Genomic DNA, 19,808 nt, shown 5'->3' with positions numbered 1-19,808 from the left:
GATGAGTGAACATGTCTACGACACAATGATCGTCGGCACCGGCTTCACCGGCATCGGCACCGCGATCAAACTCGCTGCCGCAGGCGTCGACGACTTCGTGATGGTCGAACGCGAGGACCGCGTCGGCGGGACCTGGCGCGACAACACCTATCCCGGTGCGGCATGCGACATCCCGTCGCTGCTGTACTCGTTTTCGTTCGCCCAGAACCCCGGCTGGTCGCGCGCCTACTCCCCCGCAGGCGAGATCCGTCAGCACATCGAGAAGCTGGTCGACGACTTCGACCTGCGCAGGCGCATCGAGTTCGGCGTCGAAGTCAACGGTCTGCACTTCGACGAAACCGAAGGCACCTGGACGGTGAAGACGTCCGGTCGCAAACGCTTCACCGCCCGCACCGTGGTGTTGGCCTCCGGACCACTGCCCGATCACAAGCTGCCCGACATCCGAGGCGTCGACACGTACGCGGGCAAGATGATTCACAGCGCGCGCTGGGACCACGACTACGACTTCACCGGCAAGCGTGTCGCCGTCGTCGGAACGGGTGCCAGCGCCGTGCAGATCATCCCTGAACTGGTCAAGCAGGCGGACTTCGTCAAGGTCTTCCAACGCACGCCGGGCTGGGTGCTGCCGCGGCTGGACGTGCCGATGCCCGCAGCCGCACAGGGGCTGTTCGCGAAAGTGCCTGCCACACAACAGCTCGCCCGCCAGGCGCTGTACTGGGGACATGAGATCACCGCCACCGCGCTGGTTTGGGACAGTCCGCTGACCGGTTTCGTCGCCCGGCTGAGCAGGGCGCACCTGCGTCGTCAGGTGAAGGACCCCTGGATGCGCAGGCAACTCACGCCGGAGTTCACCCCCGGCTGCAAGCGGATGCTCGTCTCCAGTGACTACTACCCTGCCCTGCAGCGCGAAAACTGCAAACTGATCGACTGGCCCATCGCGACCATGAGCCCTGTCGGCATCCGGACCAGCGACGGCGTCGAGCACCACCTCGACTGCATTGTCTTCGCCACCGGGTACGACGTGCACCTGACTGGGCCGCCGTATCCGGTCACCGGCATCGGCGGGCGCTCGCTCGCCGAGGAGTGGGTCGACGGTGCGCAGGCGTACAAAAGCATCAACGCGCACGGCTACCCGAACCTGTTCTTCATGACGGGACCGAACTCCGGGCCTGGCCACAACTCGTTGCTGGTGTACGTGGAAGGGCAGATCGACTACGCGGTGCGCGGCATCACCACGATCATCGGCGACGGTTTGCACTATCTCGATGTCCGCGAGGACGCGCAGCGACGCTACAACAGACGCATCCAGAAACGGCTCGGCAAGACGACCTGGATGTCGGGCTGCAGCAGTTGGTATCTGACGAAGGACGGCTTCAACGCATCGATGTACCCGGGCTTCGCCACGCAGTATCTTCGTCAGATGCGGGACTTCCGATTCGGCGACTACATCGCGGCCGCGCACGCGAGGAGCAAGAACAGCACCGCGCGCGACGCGACCGTGCCCGTGGCCACTTCCACGGCCTGAGATGCCCTAGAGATGTCCGGGGCCAGGCAGCCACGACAACCGGCGGGGGCGATCTCGACCATCCTCGGCGGTCTGCGCCGCGCGCCCCGCCAGATCCGCAGGGGCTCCCGCGATGTCATCGAGACCGCGGTGTCGCAGCTGTTCGACGCCGCCGTGCAACCCCACGGCGTCGCGGCCTCCGGCGAGTACCGGATCGAGGAACTCGCGCGGATCGCCGGCACCACCATCCGCAACATCCGCGTATACCGCGACCGCGGCCTGCTGCATCCGCCGCTGCGGGTTGGGCGCATCGCCTTGTTCAACGACACACACCTGACCCGGTTGCGGCTGATCACCTCCTTGCTCGACCGCGGCTACAACATCTCGCACGTGCACGAGATGTTGTCGGCGTGGGAGCAGGGCAAAAACGTCGGCGACATGCTCGGGCTGGAGTCGGCGATCGCTGGCAGCTGGGCCACCGAGAAGCCCGAACGGATGAGCGTCGCGGACGCCGAGCGGTTGGTCGACGACGATACCGGGTTCGAGCGGATGGTCGGCCTCGGTCTCATCCGGCTCGAGGAGGGTGAGGCCGTCATCGTTCGGCCCAGGCTGATCGAGGCGTTCAACGACATCCGCCAGTACGGTGTCGCCACCGGCAAACTGATCGATCTGCACGAACAGACCGCTCCGCTGATCGACCAGATCAGCGCGATCCTGGTGCAGGCGGGCATCGAGGAGGTCGTCGACCGTATCAAGCCCGGTGCGGCGCTACCGCCGGATACCGAAGTGGCCGAACTGATTACGATGTTGGTGCGGTTTCGCACCCAGGCCGTTTCGGCGGTGTCTACCACGCTGGCCTTCTCGATCGAGTCGACAATCGAGTCGGCGATCGGTCAGATCCTCGGAGACCTCATCGCCACCGAAGCCGACAAGGAAGCGCCACCGGACGCCTGATCACTCCCACTCGATGGTGCCCGGCGGCTTGCTGGTGACGTCCAGCGCGACACGGTTGACCTCGGGCACCTCGTTGGTGATGCGGGTGGAGATGCGCTCGAGCACCTCGTAGGGCACGCGCGTCCAGTCCGCGGTCATGGCGTCCTCGCTGGACACCGGCCGCAGCACGATCGGGTGGCCGTAGGTGCGGCCGTCGCCCTGCACACCGACCGACCGGATGTCGGCGAGCAGCACCACCGGGCACTGCCAGATCTGGTTGTCCAGCCCCGCCGCGGTCAACTCCTCGCGGGCGATCGCATCGGCGCGGCGAAGGGTGGCGAGCCGGTCCGCGGTAACCTCACCGATGATCCGGATGCCCAGGCCGGGGCCCGGGAAAGGTTGCCGCGCAACGATTTCCTCGGGCAGACCGAGTTCGCGGCCGACCGCGCGAACCTCGTCCTTGAACAGCAGCCGCAACGGCTCGACGAGCTTGAACTTCAGGTCGCCGGGCAGACCGCCGACATTGTGATGGCTTTTGATGTTCGCCGTGCCGGAACCGCCGCCGGACTCCACGACGTCGGGGTACAGCGTGCCCTGCACCAGAAACTCGACGTCAGATCCCGTGTCTCCCACGATGTCTCGGACCGCGCCCTCGAACGCCCTGATGAACTCGCGGCCGATGATCTTTCGCTTGCCCTCCGGGTTTGTCACCCCGGCCAGCGCCTCCAGGAAACGGTCTGCGACGTCGACGGTGACGAGGTTGGCGCCGGTGGCGGCCACGAAGTCGCGTTGCACCTGCCCGCGCTCACCTTCCCGCAGCAGGCCATGATCAACGAACACACATGTCAGCCGGTCACCGATGGCGCGCTGCACGAGTGCGGCGGCGACGGCCGAGTCCACTCCGCCGGAGAGACCGCAGATCGCCCTGCCGCCACCGATCTGCGTACGCACCTGTTCGACCAGGCTGTCGGCGATGTTCGCGGGGGTCCATGTCGAATCGATGCCCGCGAATTCATGCAGGAACCTGCTGAGCACCTGCTGACCGTGCGGGGTGTGCATCACCTCGGGGTGGTACTGGACGCCTGCCAGCCTGAGCTCCGGGTTCTCGAAACCCGCCACCGGTGCACCCGCGCTGCTGGCCACCACCTCGAAGCCGTCGGGGGCCGCGGTGACGGCGTCGCCGTGGCTCATCCACACCGGCTGGCTCTCCGGTAGATCCGAATGTAATTGTCCGCCAGCGACACTCAACTCGGTACGGCCGTATTCGCTGGTGCCGGTGTGGGCGACGGTACCGCCGAGGGTCTGCGCCATCGCCTGGAAGCCGTAGCAGATGCCGAAGACGGGAACACCGAGGTCGAACACGGCGGGGTCCAGTTGCGGGGCGCCGTCCTCGTAGACGCTCGACGGGCCACCGGAGAGCACGATGGCCTGCGGGTCCTTGGCCTTGATCTCCTCGACGGTGGCGCTGTGCGGGATGACCTCCGAGTACACCCGCGCTTCGCGGACGCGGCGGGCGATCAGCTGCGCGTACTGCGCTCCGAAGTCGACCACCAGGACGGGGCGAGGGGATGCCGGTTGCACCTGCTCAGTCTACGGGCGGAGGCTTTCGCCGCCGTCCAGTCCCCGCGGCGGCGCTGCAGGACGTTCGGGCCGCCGTCAGAGCAGATCCGTGATGGTCTTCAGCCCCGCCTCGTACAGCACGCCGGGCAGCATGCCGCCGTCGATCTCGATGGTGGTGCCGTTGATGAAGTCGGCTGCACCGCTGCACAGGAACACACACACCCGACCGACCTCGGCGGGTTCGCCCGCGCGGCCCAGCGGAACGTTGCGGAAGTACAGCTCGCCGTGCGGGTCGTCCTTGGGCAGCACGAACGACCGAAAGTTGTCGGTCATCGTCGGCCCCAGCGCCAGGCTGTTGACCCGCGCATGCGGACCCCACTCCTCGGCCAGTGACCGGGTCAGGTGGTTGAGTCCCGCCTTCGCCGCTCCGTAGGACACCAGCGTCGGCGAGCCTGCCGGGTGCCCGGCGCCGCTGGAGATGTTGATGATCGACCCGACGCCGTCCTGCCCGCGCATCTGCCGGTAGACGCGCAGGGCGAACCACAGCGGGCTGATCAGGTTCATCTGGATGGCGAAGGAGTGAAACAGCGCTGTCCGCTCGAAGTCGTCGTCGGCCCGAGGGGCGCCCTGGATCCGCTGAACCAACTCGGGAACGTCTTCGACGTTGGGCGCAGGCACCGTGCCGCCCGCATTGTTGACCAGGATGTCGATGCGACCGTAGGTGTCGGCCACTTCGGCGACCAAGTCGTCGATGGCGTGGAAATCGCCTTGGTCGCAGACTAACTGGGCGCTGCGCTGCAGCCACCCCTGGTATTGGTCGGCACCGGGGATGGCGCCGAGTTTCGACCGGGAGCAGCCGACGACGGTGGCGCCGGCGCGGAGAAGTTCGTGTGCGATGCCCACCCCGACTCCGCGGCTGGTGCCCGTTACGATGGCCACTTTCCCGTCGAGGACACCTTCGGTGTTCACCCGCCAAACCATAGACGCGCGTGCGACGTGTGATTGGGTATCCGTAAGCAGCTTGTCGACAGCAGATGAGGAGATTCATGCCCGAGTGGGTGGTCGTTGTGCTGGCGTTGGCCGCCGCAGTGACCTCGGCACTCGGGATCGTGATCCGTCAGCGCGCCACGCTGGAAATCCCTCAGGACGAGGGTGTCAGCACAACGATGTTCAAGAAGCTGCTGCGGAACCGCCTGTGGTGGGCGGGCACCGCGGTGGCGGCATTGGGCTACAGCTTCCAGGCACTCGCACTGACCTGGGGCTCGCTGATACTCGTGCAACCGCTGTTGGTGTCGGCGCTGCTGTTCGCGCTGCCGATGAGTGCCCGGATGGCCCATCGCCGCGTCACCACCCATGACTGGGTGTGGGCGTTGGTGCTGACGTTCGGCTTGGCGACATTCGTCTTGACGGCGAAGGTGCAGACCGGAAACTATCGTCCGCTACCCGCTGTCTGGATATTGGCCACGGTGCTGTGCGTGGCCGTGGTGCTGGGATGCGTGGTCGGCGGAGCCCGCACCGCGGGCCGCAGTCGCGCTCTGCTGATCGCCACCGCCGTCGGGGTGCTGTTCGGCGTGGTCTCATTGCTGACCAAGGTCACCGTGCAGCGGCTCAACGAGGAAGGCCTCTGGGGCACGCTGGTCGTGCCCGCACCGTATCTCGTGGTGATCCTCGGCGTCGCGGCGACGTTGTTGCAGCAGTCGGCTTTTCACGCGGGTGCGCTGCAGGCGTCGGTGCCCACCATGCTGGTGCTCGAACCCTTGGTCGCGGTGTCGTTGGGCGTCATCGTCCTCGGTGAAGCGCTCGCGGTCACCGACCCAAGGACGATTGCAACGCTCGCCCTCGCGGTTGCGGCGATGGCCACGGCGACCATCGCCCTCGGTCATGACGAGGGCGCGTTCGAAGAGCAGCTCGAAGCGCAGATGTCGCAGCGGTCGGAGCACCTGCCGCCCGAAAAGTAGGCAGACGGGCAGTCGATCTAGGCCAGTTCCTTGTGCACGGGCAGGCCACCGGTCTCCTCGAAGACGACCCGCCTGCCGATCTCGACGGCGTGGTCGGCGAATCGTTCGTAATAGCGGCCAAGCAACGCGACATCAACCGCGGAACACACCCCGCCCTGCCATTTGTGGTCGATCAGCAGAGTGAACAGGTGTCGGTGCTCGGCGTCGACGGCGTCGTCCTCGTCCTGCAGCCGACCGGCCTTGCCGTAGTCGCTCGAGAGCAACACTTCCCGCGCTGTTCTCGCCAATTGGACTGATCTGGCTCCCATTTCGGCGAAGCTCGATCGGACGTCGGCGGGCAGCGCGCAGACGGGATGACGCAGCCGCGAGATGCTCGCGACGTGAACGGCGAGTGCGCCCATCCGTTCGACGTCGGCGCTGATGTGGATCGAACCCACGATCTTGCGCAGATCACCGGCTACCGGCGCCTGCAACGCGAGCAGTTTGAGGGCAGCTCCCTCGGCGCGCTGGCTCAACGCCACGATGTGCTGGTGGTCGGCGATCACCTGTTCGGCCAGCGACAGATCGGCGTGCAACAAAGCGGACGTGGCATGCTCCATCGCGTCTGCGGCCAGGCCGCACATCTCACTCAGCTGTTCGCAGAGCGCGGATATTTCGCGGTAGTACGCGGTCCGCATAGCCCCAAACCTTCCTGCGCCGAGACCATCGCGGCCCGGCGTGCAGAGTCAGTACCCGCCAAATGGGGTCTTTAACCGGCAGAGCTGACGGGTTGGCCCGGTTCGAACGAAACCCGGCGCAGTGCGCCGAAGGCGTTGGCGGGTACGACGGGATGCTCGGGCTCGATGGGGGCCAGCCGCTTGTACGGCTCACCCTGCTTGGGCCGCAGATCGTCTTCGCCGTTGTTCGGCCACAACGACGCCGCGCGTTCGGCCTGCGCGGTGATGCTCAGCGACGGGTTGACACCGAGGTTGGCCGAGACCGAAGCGCCGTCGACCACGTACATCGTCGGGTAGTTGTACACGCGCTGGTATGGGTCGATCACGCCGCGCTCCGGGCTGTCGCCTATCGCCGCGCCACCGAGGAAATGCGCGGTCAGCGGGATATTGAACAGCTCTCCCCAGGTGCCCCCCGCCACTCCGTCGATCTTCTGCGCGAGGCGTCGGGTGACCTCGTTGCCCACCGGGATCCACGTCGGGTTGGGTTCGCCGTGGCCCTGTTTGCTGACCATCCGGCGGAAGCCGAGCTTGGTGCGCTTGGTGTACGTGGTGATCGAGTTGTCCAGGTGCTGCATCACCAGCGCGATCATGGTCCGCTCGCTCCAGCGGGCCGGGTTGAGCAGCCGCAGCATGTTCTTCGGATCCTCACGGGCCTGGTCCAACAGCTGCCGCCAGCGCGGGGTGTCGGTACCGCCTTCGCCCGCACCGTCGGTCATCAGTGTCTGCAGAAGCCCCATGGCGTTGGAGCCCTTGCCGTACCGAACCGGCTCGACGTGGGTGTCGGGGGTCGGGTGAATCGACGACGTGATCGCCACACCATGGGTCAGGTCGAGGTCGTCGCGCACCGAGAGGCGGCCCGCACCGACGATCGATTCGGAGTTGGTACGGGTCAACACGCCGAGCTTGTCCGACAGCTTCGGCAGGTTGCCGCGGTCGCGCATCTTGAACAGCAGCTTCTGGGTGCCGAACGTGCCCGCGGCAAGGATGAGATGGGTGGCGGTGAAGGTACGCCGCTTGCGGCGCAGCAGCCTGCCGGTGTGTACGGTCTTGACCTCCCACAGCCCGTCGGACCGTTGCTTGAACCCCGTCACCGTGGTCATCGGATGCACTTGTGCACCAGCGGATTCCGCGAGGCCCAGGTAGTTCTTGACGAGGGTGTTCTTGGCGCCGTAGCGGCATCCCGTCATGCACGAACCGCACTCGATGCAGCCGGTGCGCTCGGGGCCTGCCCCACCGAAGTACGGGTCGGGCACGGTCTTGCCCGGCGTCTTGGTGCCGTCGGCCCCGAAGAACACCCCGACGGGCGTCGCCACGAACGTGTCGCCGACGCCCATGTCGTCGGCGACCTCTTTGATCACCTTGTCGGCGTCGGTGAACGTCGGGTTCTGGACCACGCCGAGCATGCGTTGCGCCTGCTCGTAGTGCGGCAGCAACTCGGCGCGCCAATCGGTGATGTGCCTCCACTGCGGATCGTTGAAGAACGGGTCCGGCGGCACATAGAGCGTGTTGGCGTAGTTCAGCGATCCGCCGCCGACGCCTGCGCCGGCCAGGATCATCACGTTGCGGAGCAGGTGGATTCGCTGGATCCCATACATACCGAGCTTCGGCATCCAGAGGAACTTCCTGAGGTTCCACGAGGTCTTGGCGAACTCCTCGTCAGCGTAGCGGCGGCCGGCTTCAAGGACACCGACGCGGTAGCCCTTCTCGGTGAGCCGCAACGCGGAAACACTGCCCCCGAACCCCGAACCAACGATCAGAACGTCATAGTCAGGCTGCATGAAACCCAGTATGAACTTACCGGCCAGTAACCACTAGCCCGGGTCCGCCTCAGCCACCTCGAAGCGCGTTGGCAGCCGTTCCCGACGACCGGGCGTATCCGTGGCTTACCAGCGAAAACCAAAGAGGCACACCCATGAAACCGAACATCCGCTACCTCACGCCGCTAATGGCCGCACTCGTCATCGGCGGGGCACTTGGCGCCGCTCCCGCGATGGCCTCGACGCCGGTTGCCCCGCGCCAGACGCCGACTGCTCCGGCTCCGGCACCGGCCGGCGCGGCTCCGACCCACTGGTGGCCGCGCTAGTCTCCGACGGTCAGGCCGACCTTCTGGAACTCCTTGAGGTCGCAGTAGCCGGCCTTGGCCATCGACCGGCGCAGGCCGCCGACGAGGTTCAGCGAGCCGAATGGGTCGTCCGACGGTCCGGTGAGTACCTGCTGCAGCGACGGCCGCTCGCCTATCGCGACCTGGAGTAGCGCGCCTCGGGGCAGCGACGGGTGAGCCGCGGCCGCGGGCCAGAACCAGCCGTCGCCAAGCGACTCGGCGGCTATCGCCAACGGGGTGCCGAGCACGACGGCGTCGGCGCCGCACGCAATGGCCTTGGCCAGGTCTCCGGACGAGTGGATGTCGCCGTCGGCCAGCACATGCACATACCGGCCGCCGGTCTCGTCGAGATACTCCCGACGGGCAGCGGCCGCGTCCGCGATCGCGGTCGCCATCGGGACGCTGATGCCGAGCACTTCGTCGCTGGTGGTGACGCCGCTGGTGGAGCCGTAGCCGACGATCACACCCGCCGCGCCCGTGCGCATCAGGTGAAGGGCGGTGCGGTGGTCCAGCACGCCGCCCGCCACGACCGGCACGTCTAGCTCGGAGATGAACGTCTTCAGGTTGAGCGGCTCGCCGTCCTGCGCGACGCGTTCGGCCGACACGATGGTGCCCTGGATCACCAGCAGGTCGATGCCCGCGGCGACCAGCGACGGCGTCAATGCCTGGGCGTTCTGCGGGCTCACCCGGACCGCGGTCGTCACCCCGGCTTCGCGGATTCGCGTGACGGCCGCACCGAGCAGCTCGGGGTCCAACGGCGCCGAATGTAGTTGTTGCAGAAGGCGAATCGCCGCAGCGGGTTCTGGCTCCTTCTCCGCGGCCTCGACAACCTGGGCGATCTTGGCCGCGACGTCGGCGTGCCTACCGATCAGCCCCTCGCCGTTGAGCACGCCGAGGCCACCCAGGCGGCCCATCTCGATGGCGAACTCCACCGACACCAGCGCATCGGTCGGATGAGCGATGACGGGGATCTCGAACCGGTATGCGTCGAGCTGCCAGGCCGTCGACACATCCTGCGACGACCGGGTCCGCCGGGACGGGACGATGTTGATGTCGTCGAGTTCATAAGTGCGACGGGCGGTTCGGCCCATCCCGATTTCGACCATGTCGCGCATGCGGGCTCGCTAGCGGGTGTAGTAGTTGGGCGCTTCGACGGTCATCGCGATGTCGTGCGGGTGGCTCTCCTTCAGTCCCGCAGGGGTGATCCGCACGAATTGCGCCTGCTGAAGCTGCTCGATGGTCGCCGCGCCCGTGTAACCCATCGCCGCCCGCAGGCCACCGGTCAGCTGATGAATCACGGTGGACAACGGGCCACGGAACGGCACCCGCCCCTCGATGCCCTCGGGAACCAGCTTGTCCTCACTGAGCGCATCGTCCTGGAAGTAGCGGTCTTTCGAATACGACTTCGTGTTGGCGCGCCCCTGCATCGCACCGAGCGATCCCATGCCCCGATAGCTCTTGAACTGCTTGCCGTTGACGAAGATCAGGTCACCGGGCGCTTCCGCGGTGCCCGCCAGCAGCGAGCCCAGCATTGCCGTCGACGCCCCTGCGGCCAGTGCCTTGGCGATGTCGCCCGAGTACTGCAGGCCGCCGTCGGCGATCACCGGAGTCCCCGAGGGAGCGCATGCCGCAACGGCTTCCAGAATCGCCGTGATTTGTGGCGCGCCGACCCCGGCGACCACGCGGGTGGTGCAGATGGAACCGGGGCCCACCCCGACCTTCACGGCGTCGGCACCGGCCTCGACCAGTGCGGCCGCCGCAGCGCGGGTGGCGACGTTGCCACCGATCACATCCACTCGGTGGCCCACTTCGCGTTTGAGCTTGCTGACCATGTCCAGCACCAGGCGGTTGTGGGCGTGCGCGGTGTCGACGATCAGGACGTCGACGCCTGCGTCGGCCAGCGTCATCGCGCGCGTCCACGCGTCGGCGCCGATGCCGACCGCCGCACCGACCAGCAGCCTGCCGTCGCGATCCTTGGTGGCGAACGGGTGCTGCTCGGTCTTGACGAAGTCCTTGACGGTGATCAGCCCGGTCAGCCGGCCGTGCCCGTCGACGATCGGAAGCTTTTCGATCTTGTGGCGCCGCAGGAGGCCAAGGGCCGCATCCGCGGTGACGCCCTCGCGCGCGGTGATCAACGGCGCCTTCGTCATCACCTCCGACACCGGCTTGTGCTGATCGACCTCGAAGCGCATGTCGCGGTTGGTGATGATTCCCACGAGGGCGCCGGTGTCATCGACGACGGGCAGCCCCGAGATCCGGAACCGCGCGCACATCGCGTCCACTTCGGCGAGCGTGTTGTCCGGCGAGCACGTGACGGGGTCGGTGACCATGCCGGCTTCGGACCGCTTGACCGTTTCCACCTGGCCTGCCTGCTCGGCGACCGGAAGGTTGCGGTGCAGTACGCCCATGCCGCCGGCGCGGGCCATCGCGATCGCCATCCGGGACTCGGTGACGGTGTCCATCGCCGAGCTGACCAGCGGCACCTTCAGCCGGACTCGGCGGGTGAGCTGACTGGACGTATCGGCCGTGGCGGGCACCACATCGGAGGCGGCAGGGAGCAACAGCACGTCGTCGAAGGTCAACCCGAGCATGGCGATCTTGGTCGGATCGTCGCCGCCGGTGGGCACCGGTACGGCGATGGGGATGTCGCTTTCAGCGATCGACATGGGTTGCAGCCTCCATCGGCGGGGAGCTAGATAATTATCTTATCGGCATCGGCTTCGGAGAACTGGCCCCACACGGGGTCGCCGAGTGACCCGGGCCTGCTGGGCAACCGCTAGCGCGATACCAGTACCGCTGCGTAGTGTGGAACCGTGCGAGATCACCTCCCGCCTGGTTTGCCGCCGGATCCGTTCGCCGACGACCCGTGCGATCCGTCCGGAGCGCTCGACGCTCTGGAACCCGGCCAACCGCTGGACGTGCAGGAACGCACCGCGGTCGAGGCCGACCTCGCCGACCTCGCAGTGTATGAAGCACTGTTGGCGCACAAGGGAATTCGCGGCCTGGTGGTGTGCTGTGACGAGTGCCAGCAAGACCACTATCACGACTGGGACATGCTGCGGGCCAATCTGTTGCAGCTGTTGGTCGACGGCACCGTGCGGCCCCATGAGCCGGCCTATGATCCCGAGCCGGATGCGTATGTGACCTGGGATTATTGCCGCGGATACGCCGATGCTTCCCTCAACGAGGCGACGTCGGAGTCCGACGGCTATCGCTGATAGCTGAACCCCGTCAGTTCCGCGATTTCGGTTTCTCTGCAGGAATCGGAAACACCGTCGTCGACGGTTCCACCGGCTGAGGCGCCTCCTGCTGTGGCGCTAGAGCGGGCGGAGCCTTGGGCGCAGGCGGAATAACCGGAATGACCGCTGCCGGCGGCGGCTCCTGTACAGGCGCTGGCGCTGGCGCAGGTGCGGGCGCGGGCGCGGGCGGTGGTGCGAGTTGCTTCGGCGGCTCCACGGGCACGGGCGCAGGCTCCGGTTCATCCGGCGCAGGCAGAGGCTTCGGCTGATCCTGCCCCGGCTTCGGCGGCGAATCGTCGCCCGAGCCCGGCTTCGGCAGTGGCTTCGGCGCGGAATCGTTGTCCGAGCCCGGCTTCGGCAGTGGCTTCGGCCCGTCGGGAATCGGCTTGGGTCCGTCGGGCAGCGGCTTGGGCAGCTGTATGGGTGGCAGCGAAATGTCGGGCGGCACACCGGGTCCGGGCAGAGGCAGCTGCGGTATCGGCAGCTGTGGCAGCGAGATGTCCGGCAGCGGCACAGGCAACTGCCCGGGCAGCGACGGCGGAACAGGCAAATTCGGCAACGACGGCACCTGAACGGGTAGCGATATCCCCGGGCCGGCGGGCGGCTCCGGGTTGAGCGGTGCGGATTGTGGAGCCGTCGCCTCGGGGTCGCGGCTTTCCACCTTGACCGTCAGATTGTTGAGCTGCTGCTGCAGTTCCTGCTGCCGCTGCGGGTCCTCGACGGTCTGCACGGTCGAGGTGATCGTCGAAAGCTTGTTCTGAGCGGCGTCCCAGTTGCCCTGATCGATGAGCTGCTGGACCTGCTGCATCTCGGTCTGCGCGGCCAGCGCGACCTTGTCGTCGCGGGTGACCTGCTGCTCGCCGAACAGCGTGACGCGCAGCCCGTAAAGCGCATCGCCGGGCGCCGCGCCGTAGACGACGGCCCCGAACCCGCCGAGGCACAACAAAGCAGCGGCGACCGAGCCCGTGACCGCCATCGACATGCGAGTCCGCCGCCGCGAGGCGAGCGCCCGCTGCAGCACGATCTCCGCATCGCGCTGCGCGGCGACCCTCGCCGGGGGCCTGCGCACCTCGTCGCGCCAGCCCGCCATCAGATTCGCCAGCTCGGCATCGGCCGGATCGGTCGCGTACACCGGCTGCTCGGAGGCCAACGCGTCGAGGTAGCTCTCCGTGCGCGCGATGGCGTTCAGCGACGGATCCCCACCGTTGCCGCCCCAGCGACTGAAATCAGGCATGGTCGTGCCCCGTCGCCATGATCTGCGTCTTCAGCCGCGCCAGCGCCCGGTGCTGTGCCACGCGCACGGCTCCTGCCGTGCTGCCGACCGCCTCAGCGGTCTCCTCCGCGCTCATGCCGACGACCACGCGCAGGATCAGGATTTCCCGCTGCTTCTCCGGCAGGATCGCGAGCAGCCTGTTCATCCGCTCCGCGGCCTCACCCTCGATGGCCAGTTGTTCGGGGCCGGCCTCGACGGACAAGCGCTCGGGCACGACATCCGTCGGCTCAGAGCGGTTCCGCCCGGCCGCGCGATGCGCGTCGGCAACCTTGTGGGCAGCGATGCCGTAGACAAAGGCCAGGAACGGTCGTCCCTGATCCTTGTAGCGCGGCAGCGCCGTGATGGCGGCCAAGCACACCTCCTGTGCCACATCGTCAGCTGAGAGACCGCTCCGCTCGGCCGTCCCGACCCTCGCCCGGCAGTAGCGGACGACGATGGGACGGATGGTCTCCAGCACCTCCCGGAGCGCGTCCCGGTTGCCCGCCACGGCTTCAGCAACGACAGCATCGAGACGTTCTCCCGAAATTGTCATCGGTGAAACTCTCTCCAGCGTTACTAATGGGACAGGTGGCGTTTAGCTACCTGAGCTAGACACTAACTATCGGGACGGCACGGACTGCCTCAGCGGTCATACAACACGCCGCCACGGCGCCGCACCGTATCAGCGGAGGCGTCGCGAATGCCATCGACTTGAGCAGCAGAGTGGTTCGCACTGCCGATGTCGCAGAGCAAACACGCCAATGCCCAGCTCAACGGGACGAATCCCAGCCGTTGAGTGGTGTTCATGGCGCCGTCGGCCACCTCGCGCGCCAGGTCGAACCGGCCATCGCTGCAGAGCGCAGCGGCCAGCACCACGTCGGATTTCGCGCTGTGCCGGACCGAGCCGAAGGCTGCGGCCGATTCGACCGCGCGCTCGGCGTGACGGACCGCGGCCGCGCCCTCGCCGGTGGCCATCGCCAGTTCGGCCGACACCCACGACAGCCGGACCGCAAGCCGCGACGGCCCGTCGCCGAGCAAACTCTCCGCCCGCCGAAGAGCGGTGGCGGAGGCGGCGAACCGCCCGACGCCGAGCGCGTCGGCGGCCAGACCGATCAGGGCATCGCCGAAAGCTTCGGGATCGCCGTCCGCGAGTGCGAGCGCGCGGCCGTCCCAGCCGCGGGCCTTGGCATGCCAACCGAGCTGGCGCAAGAACGACGCATGGGTACTGTGCGCCAGCGACGCCAGTCGCCCGACGCGGTGAGTTCGCCGGACTGAAGCGAGATCGGCGTAGGCGCGGGCGTAGCGGCCCTGTCCCCCGGCGACGACCGCACGCTGCCACAGCTCCTCGGCCGAGCGGGCCGCAGGCAGCGGCCATCGTCCCGGTTCGTCGCCGAAGGCGGCGTTGGCGATCATCAGCCGCCGACGCTATCAATAGGGTGCCGTTAACCCGGTACCGGTGGGCACGGATAATTCTTCGACGCAGAATCTCTTTGGTTAACAGTTTGTGCGCCACGTGTTACGGCCATGTCAACGGCCTACTGGGCACTGGAAGAAATCGCCGCGATGCCGCACAGAGCGAACTGCGGAAACACGAGTCATCGTGGGTAACCGAGCCATTGGGTATCACCCTCTTCGGTAAGCGGGGGTCAAACCTATGAACGTGATGTAAATTCTCGGCCTGCGCTTATGTCCTTGAGCACATGTTCGGGCTATTGACTCATTTTGCTAAGCGCCCCTACCTTGTGTGCACGAGTAGTCATCGGCGACTTGTGCTCGGATCGGTTCCACAACTCACGCACCCGTGCGGTCCCCAAATCGGTGCGTAGAGAGGGGTTTTCCACATGCCACAGCCGCAGCAGCTACCGGGACCCAACGCAGATATCTGGGATTGGCAGATGCACGGGCTTTGCCGAGGCGTCGATTCTTCGGTGTTTTTCCACCCCGATGGGGAGCGTGGCCGGGCACGCGCGCAACGCGAGATGCGAGCCAAGGAGATGTGCCGAAGTTGCCCGGTGATCACGCAGTGCCGCTCTCATGCCCTTGCCGTGGGTGAGCCCTACGGCATCTGGGGCGGTCTGTCGGAGTCTGAGCGAGAAATGCTACTCAAGCGAGGCATCCGCCGCGCCTCATAAGCCAGGAAACGAGAAGGCCCCCGGACACTCGATGTGTCGGGGGGCTTTTCGATTACTGGGCAGTCGTCAGCGTGCTGCTGCCCGCGACGTTCTGCGTCGGAACGCACCGCGGCGCCTGCGCACCTTCCACGAGCCCCATTCGCCAAGCGTGACGCCGGCTGCGAGCGCGGTGCCGATCGCGAGCGCACCCAACACCGAGGCGAACCCGACAGCGTGCTGGTCGTTGAGGACGGCGTAGATACCGTGCAGCAGCGACAGGCCCGGCAGCAGCGGCACGATGCCCGCTATCGACACCACCAACGGCGGCGCCAGATTGCGGCGTTCCATCAGCCTGCCGACCAGGCCGATCGGCACGGCGGCCACGAACGACGCGACCACGGCACCCAAGCCCGTGCTCTGTGCCAGAAGGAACGCGATGGTGCCCGCGGCGCCACCGAATGCCGCGGCCATGGCCGCCGACCGTTCGGCATAGCAGGCCAGGGCGAAGGCGGCTGCGCTGGCGGCGCCGAACGCGACACGTGCGGGCAGCTCGGCCAGCGCCGGCGGCGGAGATGCGCTGATCGCAACGAACGGAGCCCCGAAGCGGCTGGCGATGTGGAGTACGAACGCGACGCCGGCGATCGTCGCCGCCGTCAGCATCACGAGCTCGAAAAAGCGGGCCGCCGCTGTGACGGGGGCGCCGGTGATGACATCGCCGACCGAGCCGACGAGCGATAAGCCGGCGAGGAGGACGACCAGGCCCGCTGCGATCGCAACCGTCGGTTCGAAGTGCAGGCCCAGCTTCGGGCCGAGCGCGTAGAGCAGGATCGGGGGCGCGGTCGCAATCGCGCCGCCGACCGCGTACTGGAAGAAGAACGGCAGGCCATGCCTGTTGAGACGCCGATTGACGCGGTCGATCGCCATGGCGCTCAACGCACTGACCACACAGACCAGCAGGTCCGCCCCCAGCGTTCCCGCGGTCGCGAACGCCAGCGCGCCCCAGGCGAGGGTGGCGATCCACCGCTTGTAGGGGTGCGGCGCGGTGACGATGGCGGCAAGCTCTCGGCGGGCTTGCGTCGAAGGCACCTGGCCCGCGCGGATGCGACCGATCAAGCGGTCGACGGCGGCCAGGCGGCTGAAGTCCATCGACCGGGCCTGGACGATGTGCAGCGTGCTGGCCGCAGGCGACGTCGGCCCGCGATATGCGGCGACGTGAATCGTCGTGTTGATGACGTCGACCTCACACCGCTCGATGCCGTACGCGGCGCAGATCGCCGTCACTTGGTCCATCGTCGCGGTGGCGGGCGTTCCGGACGCCATCAGGATGGCGCCGACGTTTCCTGCCAGATCGAGCACCTCGCCGACGCGCTCGTAGTACGAGTCGTCGCGCCCGTCAGGGTCTGCATCGACAATCTTGCGAAAGGTGTCCGTCGGCGGATCGGTTTCCCGAACTATTCGACTCAGGATCTCGCGTTGACGTGCCCGCCATGGCTGGCCCGCACGACCACGGGTCAACTCCACAGCAATCCCCCCTTTGGTTTCCACCTGATATCGGCCGACTCGACTCGAAGCAACGAACGAGAGGCTGCGACGGTTCCCTCGATGACGCAGAGCCGGCGGTGTTTTCGCTCACACCGACAGAGTTCAGGCCCCCATGCCCAGGCACAGAGCGATGAAATCGGACGCCAGAACCAGATACACATATTCGTCACGGCGATCCGATGACACGTAGACACCGTCGAAGAAATCGGTGGTCTCACCGCAGCAGAACGAGAACACCGAGTTGTCCAACATCTCCTGGCACAGGTCTGCGACCGACAGCATTTTTCGGCGACCGTGGTCGAAGTCGTACGAGACTGAAATGTCACCGGGAGCGATTGGCCGCTGTGCGCTCGAATCGAAACGCCGCACCGGGATTTGACCCTGTCGAGTCTCGTTCGACACCGTGTGCGACTGGAGCACCTTGCCTATCGCGTATGCGGCCACCACGAAGTCGCGTTCGATCAGAAACTCGCCCTTGTCGGTCCAGCGCTTCTGCTTCGTCTTCGCTTCCAGCCGGTCGGCGACCCGGACAAGCTCCTCTTTCCACGCGCGTGCGTCGTCGCTCACTGGCTGCCGTAGTCGGTGCTGACGGCGAGCGATTCCCAAGCCGACACCTCGGCTGCACGAGCTTCTGCCACCCAGCGGTGAGCTGCGAGTGCATCAGATCCCAGTAGTAGGAATCCGGGCGGCGTTTCGTCCTCCACGGCAGCGATGATGGCCGTGGCGGCTTTGGCGGGATCACCAGCCTGTGTGCCGTGCACGGTGTCGTGCTCCTTACGTCGTTTCCCCGCAGTCTCGGCGTAGTCGTCGATGACGGTGGCGGACTGGGTCAGCGAGCGTCCGGCGAAGTCGGTGCGAAACGCGCCCGGCTCGACGACGGTCACCGAAATGCCCAGCGGCGCAAGCTCGCCGCGCAGTGAACCGCTGAGTCCCTCGATCGCGGACTTGGCTGCGGAGTAATAGCCCGAACCCACCGGAGTGATCTGCGCCCCGATCGACGAGACATTGACGATGGCGCCCGAACGGCGGGCACGCATGCCGGGAAGGACCGCTCTGATCATCGCGACGGTGCCGAAGAAATGTGTCTCGAACAAAGTCCGGATGTCGGCGTCGTCGCCTTCTTCCACGGCGGCGCGGTAGCCGTACCCGGCATTGTTGACCAGAACGTCCACACCACCGAAGCGCTGCTCGGCCTTCTGCATGGCGTCGGCGATCTGATCGGGTCGGGTGACGTCGAGGGCCAGGGCCAGCACCTGTGGCGGGTTGGCGTCGGCGAGGTCGGTCACTTTCGCGACGTCACGGGCGGTGACAACAACGTTATGGCCCGCGTTGACGGTCGCTTCGGCGAGTGCGCGGCCCAAGCCCGCCGAGCAGCCGGTGATAAGCCAGGTTGACATAGGTCAATTCTCTCCTCGGCGGGGCCGAGCGCACACGCTGGTACTGATTTTGCGCCCTGAACCGTACGAGGACGTGCGCTCGCGGGTGTGCAGTTAGGGTCAGCGAGCCCCTTACCAGCCGGACCACGCCGTAGCCGATACCACCGACGACGGCCAGCACGCCCAGCCAGGGAATTAGCATGCCGAACAGCAGCAGCAGATTGCCGACGTCGGGTTTTCGCGACGTGATCGCTTCACGACCGGCACCGGCTCAAGAACAGCGCAGCGACTCGAAGATTTCCCGGTAGTACAGGTGCGCCATGAAGTGCCCTCCGCGTCTCAAGTGCAGCGTGGCGCCAGGTATGCGACGTGCTAGTTCGGCCGGCCAAGACGGATCCATGAGTTGGTCATCAGCACCCGCCCATATGTCCGTCGGCACTGCAATTTCCTCGGGCGCAAATCCCCATGGGCGCATCATGGCCCGGTATTCCTCTACGACACCCTGCGGTTGGCGTAATGCCTCTCCAGACATGTGTGCGAATGTCGTGAAACCGTCTGTCCTCAGTACCGCGGCGTCCGCGGTTCCGAGTTCGCTCGCGGCAAGCCAACCGTATAGCCGCGGAGCGCGCCTGGCCGCCAGCCCCATGGTGCGAAAGGACAGCCGCGCGGCCCACGGCGCGTAGTGAGAGAAGCGGATGTAAGTGCGATCAATGATCGGTAAACGATCGAATGCATACGGTTCGGTCAGCGGTAACGCACCAGCAACGATGGCGACCCGCGTTACGCGCTCTGGCCACGCGTAACCGACAGCCGCGGCGTACTGCCCGCCAAGGGACCAACCCATCACGGCGAACCGGTCGGCTTCCAGCCGGTCAAGCAGTTCGGTGGCGTCTCGGGCCCAGTCGAGGATTGTTCGGCCCGGTTGCGGATCCGAACGGCCGACGCCCGGTCGATCGGGTGAGACCAGCTTGACTCCGCACATCTCTGCGGCCTGCGCGGCGCTGGCCACATCGAGGCGGCAGGCGAGTCCGCCGTGCGCATTGAGTATCGGGAAACCGTCCGGGTCGCCATATTGCACGTAACTCAGTTGCCGTCCGTCGCGCAACCGGACCACGCGGTATGCCTCGTCGGCGATGTGTTCTGGCATGACCTACCTCGTGTGATTGCTGACCGGCGGACCCGCCACCCGTCATCGTGGCATCACCGCCAGGTCACGGGAGGGAAATCGATGCTGCGGACCCATGCACTTACGCACCGAGGCCGAGCGCTCTTCGCGCATGAGACAGAACGCCCCCGACCAACGGCCGGGGGCGTTCCATACGGCTTACTCAGTGGTGGTGGCCATGACCGTGTGAATGGCCGTGCCCATCCTCATCTTCCTGGCTTACTTTCTCGACGACCGCGGTCTCGGTGGTGAGCACCATCCTCGCCACCGATGCGGCGTTGAGCACCGCTGAGCGGGTGACCTTCACCGGGTCGACGACACCGCCGGCGACCAGGTCGCCGTACTCGAGCG

19 protein-coding genes and 1 pseudogene are annotated in these 19,808 nt (G+C 66.6%); 6 read left to right on the top strand and 14 right to left on the bottom strand.

Features of this window, described 5'->3' with window-relative positions:
- The first annotated feature begins 1 nt into the window (after window position 1).
- Both QOC76_RS14810 and QOC76_RS14805 read left to right on the top strand, forming a co-directional pair.
- Window positions 2-1,525 (top strand): flavin-containing monooxygenase, encoded by a 1,524-nt coding sequence (locus QOC76_RS14810; RefSeq protein ID WP_526357591.1) that lies wholly within the window; start codon window positions 2-4, stop codon window positions 1,523-1,525.
- A 12-nt stretch (window positions 1,526-1,537) separates the two neighbouring features.
- Window positions 1,538-2,458: a MerR family transcriptional regulator gene (locus tag QOC76_RS14805; protein WP_526357590.1), complete on the top strand. Its 921-nt coding sequence runs from the start codon at window positions 1,538-1,540 to the stop codon at window positions 2,456-2,458.
- On the opposite strand, the gene guaA is transcribed toward QOC76_RS14805, so the two are convergent.
- The gene (guaA, locus tag QOC76_RS14800) at window positions 2,459-4,018 is read right to left on the bottom strand and encodes a glutamine-hydrolyzing GMP synthase (RefSeq protein ID WP_526357589.1); all 1,560 of its coding nucleotides are present in this window, start codon (window positions 4,016-4,018) and stop codon (window positions 2,459-2,461) included.
- Between the two features lie 75 nt (window positions 4,019-4,093).
- Complete coding sequence (locus QOC76_RS14795) at window positions 4,094-4,978, bottom strand: SDR family NAD(P)-dependent oxidoreductase (protein WP_526357588.1); 885 nt, start codon at window positions 4,976-4,978, stop codon at window positions 4,094-4,096.
- A 65-nt stretch (window positions 4,979-5,043) separates the two neighbouring features.
- Between QOC76_RS14795 and QOC76_RS14790 the strand changes: the two genes are divergently transcribed.
- Window positions 5,044-5,955, top strand: coding sequence for a DMT family transporter (locus QOC76_RS14790; RefSeq protein WP_526357587.1), 912 nt, complete (start codon window positions 5,044-5,046; stop codon window positions 5,953-5,955).
- A 17-nt stretch (window positions 5,956-5,972) separates the two neighbouring features.
- Here the strand turns inward: QOC76_RS14790 and phoU are convergent, their stop codons facing one another.
- On the bottom strand, window positions 5,973-6,632 hold the full coding sequence (phoU, locus tag QOC76_RS14785; protein ID WP_526357586.1) for a phosphate signaling complex protein PhoU: 660 nt from the start codon (window positions 6,630-6,632) through the stop codon (window positions 5,973-5,975).
- Window positions 6,633-6,703: 71 nt separating this feature from the next.
- On the bottom strand, window positions 6,704-8,449 hold the full coding sequence (locus QOC76_RS14780) for a GMC oxidoreductase (protein ID WP_526357585.1): 1,746 nt from the start codon (window positions 8,447-8,449) through the stop codon (window positions 6,704-6,706).
- A gap of 134 nt (window positions 8,450-8,583) precedes the next feature.
- On the opposite strand from QOC76_RS14780, the gene QOC76_RS14775 reads away from it, so the two are divergent.
- Window positions 8,584-8,754 carry a hypothetical protein gene (locus QOC76_RS14775; RefSeq protein ID WP_526357584.1) on the top strand — a complete coding sequence of 57 codons (171 nt, stop codon included), beginning with the start codon at window positions 8,584-8,586 and terminating at the stop codon, window positions 8,752-8,754.
- Here the strand turns inward: QOC76_RS14775 and QOC76_RS14770 are convergent.
- The gene (locus tag QOC76_RS14770; RefSeq protein ID WP_526357603.1) at window positions 8,751-9,878 is read right to left on the bottom strand and encodes a GuaB3 family IMP dehydrogenase-related protein; all 1,128 of its coding nucleotides are present in this window, start codon (window positions 9,876-9,878) and stop codon (window positions 8,751-8,753) included. The genes QOC76_RS14775 and QOC76_RS14770 overlap by 4 nt on opposite strands.
- A gap of 18 nt (window positions 9,879-9,896) precedes the next feature.
- The gene (guaB, locus tag QOC76_RS14765; protein WP_526357583.1) at window positions 9,897-11,438 is read right to left on the bottom strand and encodes an IMP dehydrogenase; all 1,542 of its coding nucleotides are present in this window, start codon (window positions 11,436-11,438) and stop codon (window positions 9,897-9,899) included.
- A gap of 147 nt (window positions 11,439-11,585) precedes the next feature.
- Between guaB and QOC76_RS14760 the strand changes: the two genes are divergently transcribed.
- Window positions 11,586-11,990 carry a DUF5319 family protein gene (locus QOC76_RS14760; protein ID WP_526357582.1) on the top strand — a complete coding sequence of 135 codons (405 nt, stop codon included), beginning with the start codon at window positions 11,586-11,588 and terminating at the stop codon, window positions 11,988-11,990.
- 13 nt (window positions 11,991-12,003) lie between these two features.
- On the opposite strand, the gene QOC76_RS14755 is transcribed toward QOC76_RS14760, so the two are convergent.
- The 3 genes from QOC76_RS14755 to QOC76_RS14745 all read right to left on the bottom strand — a co-directional run bounded on the left by QOC76_RS14755 (window position 12,004) and on the right by QOC76_RS14745 (window position 14,676).
- Window positions 12,004-13,245 carry an anti-sigma-D factor RsdA gene (locus tag QOC76_RS14755; RefSeq protein WP_526357581.1) on the bottom strand — a complete coding sequence of 414 codons (1,242 nt, stop codon included), beginning with the start codon at window positions 13,243-13,245 and terminating at the stop codon, window positions 12,004-12,006.
- Entirely contained in the window at window positions 13,238-13,816 is a 579-nt protein-coding gene (locus QOC76_RS14750) for an RNA polymerase sigma factor (RefSeq protein WP_526357580.1), read from the bottom strand. Before QOC76_RS14750 ends, QOC76_RS14755 begins: the two co-directional genes overlap by 8 nt.
- Window positions 13,817-13,905: 89 nt before the next feature.
- Window positions 13,906-14,676, bottom strand: coding sequence for a hypothetical protein (locus QOC76_RS14745; RefSeq protein ID WP_526357579.1), 771 nt, complete (start codon window positions 14,674-14,676; stop codon window positions 13,906-13,908).
- A gap of 428 nt (window positions 14,677-15,104) precedes the next feature.
- Between QOC76_RS14745 and QOC76_RS14740 the strand changes: the two genes are divergently transcribed.
- Entirely contained in the window at window positions 15,105-15,395 is a 291-nt protein-coding gene (locus QOC76_RS14740; protein ID WP_526357578.1) for a WhiB family transcriptional regulator, read from the top strand.
- Between the two features lie 66 nt (window positions 15,396-15,461).
- On the opposite strand, the gene QOC76_RS14735 is transcribed toward QOC76_RS14740, so the two are convergent.
- The 5 genes and pseudogenes from QOC76_RS14735 to groEL form a co-directional block, all read right to left on the bottom strand.
- The gene (locus QOC76_RS14735) at window positions 15,462-16,895 is read right to left on the bottom strand and encodes a threonine/serine exporter family protein (protein ID WP_526357577.1); all 1,434 of its coding nucleotides are present in this window, start codon (window positions 16,893-16,895) and stop codon (window positions 15,462-15,464) included.
- A gap of 123 nt (window positions 16,896-17,018) precedes the next feature.
- Entirely contained in the window at window positions 17,019-17,483 is a 465-nt protein-coding gene (locus QOC76_RS14730) for a hypothetical protein (RefSeq protein WP_526357576.1), read from the bottom strand.
- A complete protein-coding gene (locus tag QOC76_RS14725; protein WP_526357575.1) occupies window positions 17,480-18,313 on the bottom strand; it encodes an SDR family oxidoreductase in 834 nt (277 codons plus the stop codon). Before QOC76_RS14725 ends, QOC76_RS14730 begins: the two co-directional genes overlap by 4 nt.
- A gap of 250 nt (window positions 18,314-18,563) precedes the next feature.
- Entirely contained in the window at window positions 18,564-19,439 is an 876-nt protein-coding gene (locus tag QOC76_RS14720; protein WP_526357574.1) for an alpha/beta fold hydrolase, read from the bottom strand.
- Between the two features lie 181 nt (window positions 19,440-19,620).
- Window positions 19,621-19,808 (bottom strand): annotated as a pseudogene (groEL, locus tag QOC76_RS14715) (chaperonin GroEL); the annotation flags it as partial.

This window comes from Mycobacterium sp. (genome assembly GCF_032159565.1).
GTDB lineage: Bacteria > Actinomycetota > Actinomycetes > Mycobacteriales > Mycobacteriaceae > Mycobacterium.
Note: the sequence above shows the minus strand (reverse complement) of the source record. Positions and strands in the feature narration are given on the sequence as shown.

Excerpts from the sequence above, each read along its gene's own strand:
- QOC76_RS14770 (WP_526357603.1), bottom strand. The coding sequence starts at position 9,878 with ATGGTCGAAATCGGGATGGGCCGAACCGCCCGTCGCACTTATGAACTC.
- QOC76_RS14775 (WP_526357584.1), top strand. The coding sequence starts at position 8,584 with ATGAAACCGAACATCCGCTACCTCACGCCGCTAATGGCCGCACTCGTC.
- QOC76_RS14740 (WP_526357578.1), top strand. The coding sequence starts at position 15,105 with ATGCCACAGCCGCAGCAGCTACCGGGACCCAACGCAGATATCTGGGAT.
- QOC76_RS14780 (WP_526357585.1), bottom strand. The coding sequence starts at position 8,449 with ATGCAGCCTGACTATGACGTTCTGATCGTTGGTTCGGGGTTCGGGGGC.
- QOC76_RS14750 (WP_526357580.1), bottom strand. The coding sequence starts at position 13,816 with ATGACAATTTCGGGAGAACGTCTCGATGCTGTCGTTGCTGAAGCCGTG.
- QOC76_RS14725 (WP_526357575.1), bottom strand. The coding sequence starts at position 18,313 with ATGTCAACCTGGCTTATCACCGGCTGCTCGGCGGGCTTGGGCCGCGCA.
- phoU (WP_526357586.1), bottom strand. The coding sequence starts at position 6,632 with ATGCGGACCGCGTACTACCGCGAAATATCCGCGCTCTGCGAACAGCTG.
- QOC76_RS14790 (WP_526357587.1), top strand. The coding sequence starts at position 5,044 with ATGCCCGAGTGGGTGGTCGTTGTGCTGGCGTTGGCCGCCGCAGTGACC.
- QOC76_RS14720 (WP_526357574.1), bottom strand. The coding sequence starts at position 19,439 with ATGCCAGAACACATCGCCGACGAGGCATACCGCGTGGTCCGGTTGCGC.
- QOC76_RS14745 (WP_526357579.1), bottom strand. The coding sequence starts at position 14,676 with ATGATCGCCAACGCCGCCTTCGGCGACGAACCGGGACGATGGCCGCTG.
- guaB (WP_526357583.1), bottom strand. The coding sequence starts at position 11,438 with ATGTCGATCGCTGAAAGCGACATCCCCATCGCCGTACCGGTGCCCACC.
- QOC76_RS14810 (WP_526357591.1), top strand. The coding sequence starts at position 2 with ATGAGTGAACATGTCTACGACACAATGATCGTCGGCACCGGCTTCACC.
- QOC76_RS14755 (WP_526357581.1), bottom strand. The coding sequence starts at position 13,245 with ATGCCTGATTTCAGTCGCTGGGGCGGCAACGGTGGGGATCCGTCGCTG.
- QOC76_RS14805 (WP_526357590.1), top strand. The coding sequence starts at position 1,538 with ATGTCCGGGGCCAGGCAGCCACGACAACCGGCGGGGGCGATCTCGACC.
- QOC76_RS14795 (WP_526357588.1), bottom strand. The coding sequence starts at position 4,978 with ATGGTTTGGCGGGTGAACACCGAAGGTGTCCTCGACGGGAAAGTGGCC.